The following is a 6,414-nucleotide window of genomic DNA, read 5'->3' as shown; positions in this document are numbered from 1 at the left end:
CGGCTTCATTGGTCGCCGCCGTGACGGCGACCCTGGTTGGCAGACCCTCTGGCGCGGTTGGGCCTGGCTCACTCAGGCCGCCTGGCTGCTTGATCTTGACGTCTCTGTCAGCCTCTATCCCACTTCTGGGTAACGATAAGCCACAAGGGGCGAGGGGTCAACCGCATACGACTTAGCATGGCCGAAACTCATTTTAACTCCGCATCACCTGTTTCGGTCTGGGCTGGGTGTCTGATGGCGCCTGTACGCAGAAGGGGCGCTCCGGCATTGTGGTGATCTGCTTGAGGTAACTCGCTGGCTTCAAGTGGCAGGCTGCTCCCCGCCGGATTTGGCGTTCTGGACCGTTGCCCGCCCGCGTTTCATCTTCCGTACCCACCGCCGGGCCTACCATATCCCCATGCGTTTCCTGGTGATCGAAGACGAGATCGACATTCGCCGTCCGCTGGCGGCCAGTCTGCGCGAGGCCGGTTACGCCGTGGACGAGGCGGGCAGCGCCGAGGAGGCCGAGGCGCTGGCCCGCAGCTTTCCCTACGACGCGCTGATGGTCGATGTCGGGCTGCCCGAAGGCCCCACCAGCGGCTTTGATCTGGTGCGGCGTCTGCGCCAGGGCGCCATCATCGCCCCGGTGCTCTACCTGACGGCCCGCGACGCCGTGGAGGACCGCATCGAGGGGCTGGACGCGGGCGGCGACGATTATCTGGTCAAACCGTTTCATCTGGGCGAGGTGCAGGCCCGGCTGCGTGCCCTGGCTCGCCGGACCCGCGCCGAGCCGCAGAGCAGCCTGATCTGGCGCGAGCTGAAATTCGACTGGACTGCCCGCGCTGTGCATAAGTCCGGTGCCCGCGTGGCGCTGACCGCCAAGGAGTTCGCGCTGATCGAGGTGCTGTCCTCGCATCCGGGGCGTGTCTACACCCGCGAAGAATTGATCGATAGGGTCTGGGACGGAAGATTCGGCGCCGAGTCCAACGTGGTCGAGACCTACGTGCGCAACCTGCGCCGCAAACTGGGCGACGAGGTGGTGCGGACCATGCGCGGCCTGGGTTACAGCTTTCCTGAAGGCGAGTAGCGCCAGGGAGGTGGTGTGCCAAAAGTGAACGGCGCGGCTCGCTCAGGGTACAGTGAAGGCGTGCCCCGCGAGCCGCTGAGTCTGCGCTCTCGCCTGACGCTGCTGACCGCCGGGGTCATTTTTCTGGCGCTGGCGGCCTTCGGCGGTCTGGCCGGGCTGCTGCTGTGGCGCATCGAGCTGGGCAGCTACACGCGGGTGGTGGTCGCCCAGGCCGACGAACTGGTGGCGGTGGCGCTTCAGGCTCCCGGCTCGCTGTCCGATACGGCTGGCGACATGCTGGAGCGCGACGGTGTAACGGCGGTGGCCCGCGTCTACCGGGGTGGTCGCCTGGTCTGGTCGGGCGGCGCGGCAGGCCCGGAAACGCTCGACCTGGCCTTCTTGAATTCCAGCGTGCCGGGCGGGGTGCAGGCCGAGCGGGTCAGCCGCACCCAGGGCTACCTGATCGCCTCCCAGCGCTTTGCGGGCGGCGTGGTGCAGGTGGGCCGCAATCTCAGGCCGCTGGAGCAGTTGCTGGCCCGCTACCTGCTGGCGGCGCTGCTGGCCCTCGTTGTGCTTTCGGCGCTGGCCGGGGTGGTGGCGGCCTGGGCCGTGCGAAAGGCGCTCAGGCCGCTGGAGCGCCTGGCCCGGCGGGTGCAGCACCTGGGCACGCCGGGACCGGTGCCGGGCACGCAGGAGGGCGGTGAGGTCGGTGCCCTGGCCCGCGCCCTGGAGACCAGCCTGACCGAGCTGCAATCCGAGCGCGAACGCGAGACGCTGTTTCTGGCCAGCGCCTCGCACGAGCTGCGAACCCCCGTGACCGCCATGCTGGCCGACCTGCAACACAGCCTGGCCCGGCCCCGCTCGGAGGCCGAGACGCTCTCGGTGCTGCGGCGCACCGAACGGGCGGCCACCCGGCTGCGTCAGCTCACCGGCAACCTGATGAGCCTGACCCGCGCCCAGCACTCCACCCAGCGCCAGAATGCGGACCTGCTCGACCTGGCCGGTGAGGCGGTAGACCTGCTGCAACCGCTGGCGCTGGCCCGCGAGATAGACCTGTGGCTCGACGGCGCCCCCACGCCCGCCCAGGTCGACCCTTCACTGCTTTCCGGCGTGCTGGAGAACCTAATCGGCAACGCCCTGAAATTCTCGCCGCCGGGTGGCCGGGTCAACGTGGTGGTGCGGCCCTGCGGCGGCGGCGCCGAGCTGTGCGTCGAGGACAGCGGCCCCGGCTTTCCGGATCACGCATCGAGCGGCGCACTGACTGAAGCCTTCGTGCGCGGCGTGGCTGGTACGGGGCCCAGTGCGGGCGGCCCGGAAGGTTTCGGCCTGGGTCTGGCGGTGGTGCGGCAGGTGGTCGAGGCGCACGGTGGCAGTCTGGAACTCGGTGCCCGCCCCGGCGGCGGCGCACGGGCGCGGGTGACCTTGCCCGGCTGAGCCGCTGCATCGGTAATGCTCGAACGGCGGCGGTCCACTGTCCTTAATTGCTGCTCACACTACTATCTTTCATCTAGACTTGACCTGCCACTGGCATCCTGTCCTTCGGAGGAACCACCCATGCGTAAACCTGTTACCTTACTGATCGCCGCCGCCCTGTTGCTGGCCCCCACTGCCTTCGCCAAGAAGACCCCGACCACCGCCACGCCTTCGGCGGCCACGACCATGCCCGCCAAGCCTGCGGGCGCGGCTATGATGGTCAACATCAACACCGCCAGCGCCGCCGATCTGGCCAAGCTGCCCGGTGTCAGCGCCAAGATCGCCGCCGACATCATCAAGAACCGTCCCTACAAGACCGAGGCCGAGCTGGTCACCAAGGTCAAGGGCATCGGCCCCAAGAACGTCAAGAAGATGTCCTCGATGCTCAGCTACTGAGCTGATTTCGGTTGAGCTGAGTTCGGTTGAGCTGAGTTCGGTTGACGCCTGAGCCACTGTAGTCGCGTACAGGGCTCAGGCTTTTTCGTGTCGCTCTCACGGCGGCGCGGCGGCGCTAGCATCAGGCATGACTCCAAGACTGATTATCGTGCCCGGCCTCGGCGACAGCGGCCCAGAGCACTGGCAGAGTTTGTGGCACACCAAGTTCAATGCGGCCCGTGTCGTGCAGGACGACCCGGACGCGCCCACGCCCGAACGTTGGTCGGCCCGGCTTCAGGAAGTCATCGAGGCCACGCCGGGTGAGCTGGTGCTCGTCGGGCACAGTTGCGGCGTGCTCAACATCGTCCACTGGGCGCGGCTCTACGCGGCGAATGCTTCGGTGGGCCATGAGCGGGTGTGCGGCGCGCTGCTGGTCGGTCCCACCGACGCCGAGCAGCCGGACATGGACAGTCATTACCCCGCCGTGCGCGGCCTGGCCCCGGTGCCCATGAGCCCGTTGCCGTTTCCGGCCCTGGTGGTCGCCAGCGAGAACGACCCGTATGCCAGCTTCGAGCGGGCGCAGGCGTTTGCCGACGCCTGGGAGGCCGAGTTCGTCACGGTGGGGGAGGCGGGGCATATCAACGTGGCCAGTGGGCACGGGCCGTGGGAAGAGGGCGAGATCTTGCTCAGCGAGGTGCTGCACGCCTGGACGCCGCCGGACATCGTTCGCTTCTGAGGGGTGGGCGGGTTCGCGGCGTTATCGGGCATTGGCGTTGATGGCTTTCGCTTCGCGTCTCTGGGCTCAGCTCTGCTTGGGGCGTTTAGGTTGCTTTTTTGGGCGTTAGCTTTTTGCAAATGCGTCTGCACCCCCACCCCCCAGCCCCCGCCCCGGTGGGGCGAGGGAGTTGGCGCTGCGCTAGGCATGGTACATCCAGTTCGTTCCAGATGCACTTTCTTTCGCCGCGTTCTCCACATCGTGGCCGGTCATGTAGGGCGCCCATGCTCCACATCTGCACATAACTGACTTCGCTGGAAGGTAGTGTTCTACTTCAGCGAAAACAGCGTCTGGGCGCGTGCTGTTGACCCCTCTAGCTTTTTGGGAGAGTCGAAGACCTGAGGAGTGGCGTGCCCAGGCGCGTTCTTGTCCAGAACGGCACCTATCGGGCCTCGCCGCTCCGTTCACGACGAGTGCTTGCAGAGGGGAGCTGCGCGGCAGCGGGGTGAGTCGCAGACCTGCTTGCAGAGGGGTAGTGAGCGCAGCTCATGCCCTCCCCAGAAGCCGCACTCTCCGCAACCAAAAAACCGCCCCCACTTCAGAGGGCGGCTCAAAATGCTGGCTTCAGTTGGCGACGGGGGCTTGCACGTGCTTGTTGAGCAGTTGCTCGAAGGCGCGTTTGGGCTGGGCGCCGACGATGTGCTCGACCGGCTGGCCGTCTTTGAACAAAATCAGCGTGGGAATGCTCATGACCCGGAACTGCATGGCGGTCTCCTGGTTGTCGTCCACGTTGAGCTTGCCAACCTTGACCTTGCCTTCATACTGACCGGCGATTTCCTCGATGACCGGGGCGATCATGCGGCACGGGCCACACCAGGGCGCCCAGAAGTCGACCAGGGTCAGGCCGCTCTGGATCTCGGTCTTGAAATTGCCGTCGCTGAGTTCTACTGGTTTCATGGCCATAGCATACTGCGCACAACCTGTAATGACATGTGTGACAGGTTGGATTCGTGGTCCTCATGGCTTGAGTCCTTCTTTAGCACTCGGAGGCGCAGACTGGGGCCATGATCGCCGCCGAGTACAGCGCAGGCGCCCGGCTGTTCAACGCGGGTCACTGGTGGGAAGCTCATGAAGCCTGGGAGACGCCCTGGATGGGGGCGGTGGGCCAGGAGCGGGTTTTTTTGCAGGCGCTGATTCTGCTGGCCGCCGCGCTGCACAAACGCTGGGCGCACGGTAGCCTGACCCACCGAAACTTCTACAAGGCGCTGAAGTACCTGGAGACGCTGCCCGCCCACTACGGCGGCGTGGACCTGGAGCGGCTGCGAGGTGAGGTCTGGGCGGCGCTTGCGACCCCGGACCTGTATCCACAGGTGCTGGTGGCCGATCAGGACTCAAAACCCGCGCCGTAGGTCGCCTTTCCCCACCAACCTCACGCGCCAAACCCGCTAGGATAGCGGTCTGCCTGAGAACGTGGTCAATGATTTCCAGGCACGACCCAGCACTTATTCACACCACATTCGCGGCGCGGCCCCCCGGCCCCCGCACGGAGGACGTATGGAACACCCCCAGGGCACGGACCGGATCGGTCTGTTTATCGACGGCGCCAACGTATACGCAGCGGCTAAACGACTCGGCTGGAACTTCGATCACCGCAAGATTCTGGAGTATTTCGCCTCGCAGGGGCGGCTCTACAACGCCTTCTACTACACGGCCATTCCCGCGCCCGTCGACGACAAGCAAAAACGCTTCATCGACGCGCTGACCTACATGGGCTACACCGTCCGGACCCGCACCCTGCGCGAGAATACCGACGAGAACGGCGAGACCTTTCGCCGCGCCAGCCTGGATATCGAGATCGTCACCGACTTGCTGACCACCGTCAACATGTACGACACGGCGGTGCTGCTGACCGGCGACGGCGACTTCGAGCGCCCGGTGGAAGCGCTGCGGACGCGCGGCAAACGGGTGGTGGTCGCCAGCATCCCCGAAATGACCAGCTACGAGCTGCGCAACGCCGCCGACGAGTACATCGATTTCAAGGACATCCGCGCCGCCGTGGAGCGCCCCGGCTACCGCCTGCCCAGCGAGGGCCGCCTGCCTGTGCCCGCCGAGCCGCGCCCCTTTTACGTCAGCAGCGCCCTGGACGGTGAGGATGACCGCTGAGGCGGAACCGACGAAAGAACCTTCGACTGACCTCCCGCTGGCCCTCGACGCGGCGGGGGGCGACCACGGCGCCGTGCCCAACGTGGACGGCGCCGTGCAGGCCGCCCGCGCAGGCGTGCGCGTCCTGCTGGTCGGCGAGCGGGTCCGGCTACACGCCGAGCTGAGCAAGCATCCCGGCGCCGCGCAGCTCCCCTTAGAGATCGTGGACGCCCCCGACGTGATCGGCATGGACGAGCACGCCAGCGACGTGCGGGGCCGCACGGAAGCCAGCATCAACGTGGCGGCCCGGCTGGTCAAGGACGGCAAAGCGGCGGGGCTGGTCAGCATGGGCCACAGCGGCGCGACGATGGCCGCCTCGCTGCTGATCCTGGGCCGCCTGCCCGGCGTGGACCGGCCCGCCATCCTGACCCACTTGCCGACCATGAAGGGGGCGGTGGCGCTGCTCGACGTGGGTGCCAACGCCGATATCAAGCCCGCCTACCTGGCGCAGTGGGCGCGGTTATCGAGCGTCTACCTGAAGGTCGTAGAGGGCCGCGAGAATCCCAGCGTGGGCCTGCTGAGCATCGGCGAGGAGGACCACAAGGGCAGCGCCCTGGTGCTGGAGGCGCACGGGTTGCTGCGGGTGATGGCCGCTGCGGGCGAC

7 protein-coding genes and 1 pseudogene are annotated in these 6,414 nt (G+C 66.7%); 7 read left to right on the top strand and 1 reads right to left on the bottom strand.

What is annotated here, in order from left to right:
• Window positions 1–397: 397 nt before the first annotated feature.
• The 4 genes from Q0R23_RS06925 to Q0R23_RS06910 all read left to right on the top strand — a co-directional run bounded on the left by Q0R23_RS06925 (window position 398) and on the right by Q0R23_RS06910 (window position 3,629).
• Window positions 398–1,066: a response regulator transcription factor gene (locus Q0R23_RS06925; RefSeq protein WP_293911697.1), complete on the top strand. Its 669-nt coding sequence runs from the start codon at window positions 398–400 to the stop codon at window positions 1,064–1,066.
• Between the two features lie 60 nt (window positions 1,067–1,126).
• Window positions 1,127–2,479 carry a HAMP domain-containing sensor histidine kinase gene (locus tag Q0R23_RS06920; protein ID WP_293911696.1) on the top strand — a complete coding sequence of 451 codons (1,353 nt, stop codon included), beginning with the start codon at window positions 1,127–1,129 and terminating at the stop codon, window positions 2,477–2,479.
• Window positions 2,480–2,599: 120 nt separating this feature from the next.
• A complete protein-coding gene (locus Q0R23_RS06915; protein ID WP_293911695.1) occupies window positions 2,600–2,914 on the top strand; it encodes a helix-hairpin-helix domain-containing protein in 315 nt (104 codons plus the stop codon).
• A gap of 127 nt (window positions 2,915–3,041) precedes the next feature.
• The gene (locus Q0R23_RS06910; RefSeq protein WP_293911693.1) at window positions 3,042–3,629 is read left to right on the top strand and encodes an alpha/beta hydrolase; all 588 of its coding nucleotides are present in this window, start codon (window positions 3,042–3,044) and stop codon (window positions 3,627–3,629) included.
• Between the two features lie 603 nt (window positions 3,630–4,232).
• On the opposite strand, the gene trxA is transcribed toward Q0R23_RS06910, so the two are convergent.
• A complete protein-coding gene (trxA, locus tag Q0R23_RS06905) occupies window positions 4,233–4,565 on the bottom strand; it encodes a thioredoxin (protein WP_293911692.1) in 333 nt (110 codons plus the stop codon).
• Window positions 4,566–4,672: 107 nt separating this feature from the next.
• On the opposite strand from trxA, the gene Q0R23_RS06900 reads away from it, so the two are divergent.
• The 3 genes and pseudogenes from Q0R23_RS06900 to Q0R23_RS06890 form a co-directional block, all read left to right on the top strand.
• The gene (locus tag Q0R23_RS06900; protein WP_293911691.1) at window positions 4,673–5,017 is read left to right on the top strand and encodes a DUF309 domain-containing protein; all 345 of its coding nucleotides are present in this window, start codon (window positions 4,673–4,675) and stop codon (window positions 5,015–5,017) included.
• A gap of 145 nt (window positions 5,018–5,162) precedes the next feature.
• On the top strand, window positions 5,163–5,771 hold the full coding sequence (locus Q0R23_RS06895) for an NYN domain-containing protein (RefSeq protein ID WP_293911689.1): 609 nt from the start codon (window positions 5,163–5,165) through the stop codon (window positions 5,769–5,771).
• Window positions 5,761–6,414, top strand: a pseudogene (locus Q0R23_RS06890) (phosphate acyltransferase); the annotation flags it as partial. The gene Q0R23_RS06895 and the pseudogene Q0R23_RS06890, both read left to right, overlap by 11 nt.

Origin of the sequence: Deinococcus sp., from assembly GCF_025362455.1 — a bacterium.
GTDB lineage: Bacteria > Deinococcota > Deinococci > Deinococcales > Deinococcaceae > Deinococcus.
This window is presented reverse-complemented; position numbering and strand designations above follow the sequence as displayed.

Excerpts from the sequence above, each read along its gene's own strand:
- Q0R23_RS06925 (WP_293911697.1), top strand. The coding sequence starts at position 398 with ATGCGTTTCCTGGTGATCGAAGACGAGATCGACATTCGCCGTCCGCTG.
- Q0R23_RS06915 (WP_293911695.1), top strand. The coding sequence starts at position 2,600 with ATGCGTAAACCTGTTACCTTACTGATCGCCGCCGCCCTGTTGCTGGCC.
- Q0R23_RS06910 (WP_293911693.1), top strand. The coding sequence starts at position 3,042 with ATGACTCCAAGACTGATTATCGTGCCCGGCCTCGGCGACAGCGGCCCA.
- trxA (WP_293911692.1), bottom strand. The coding sequence starts at position 4,565 with ATGAAACCAGTAGAACTCAGCGACGGCAATTTCAAGACCGAGATCCAG.
- Q0R23_RS06900 (WP_293911691.1), top strand. The coding sequence starts at position 4,673 with ATGATCGCCGCCGAGTACAGCGCAGGCGCCCGGCTGTTCAACGCGGGT.
- Q0R23_RS06895 (WP_293911689.1), top strand. The coding sequence starts at position 5,163 with ATGGAACACCCCCAGGGCACGGACCGGATCGGTCTGTTTATCGACGGC.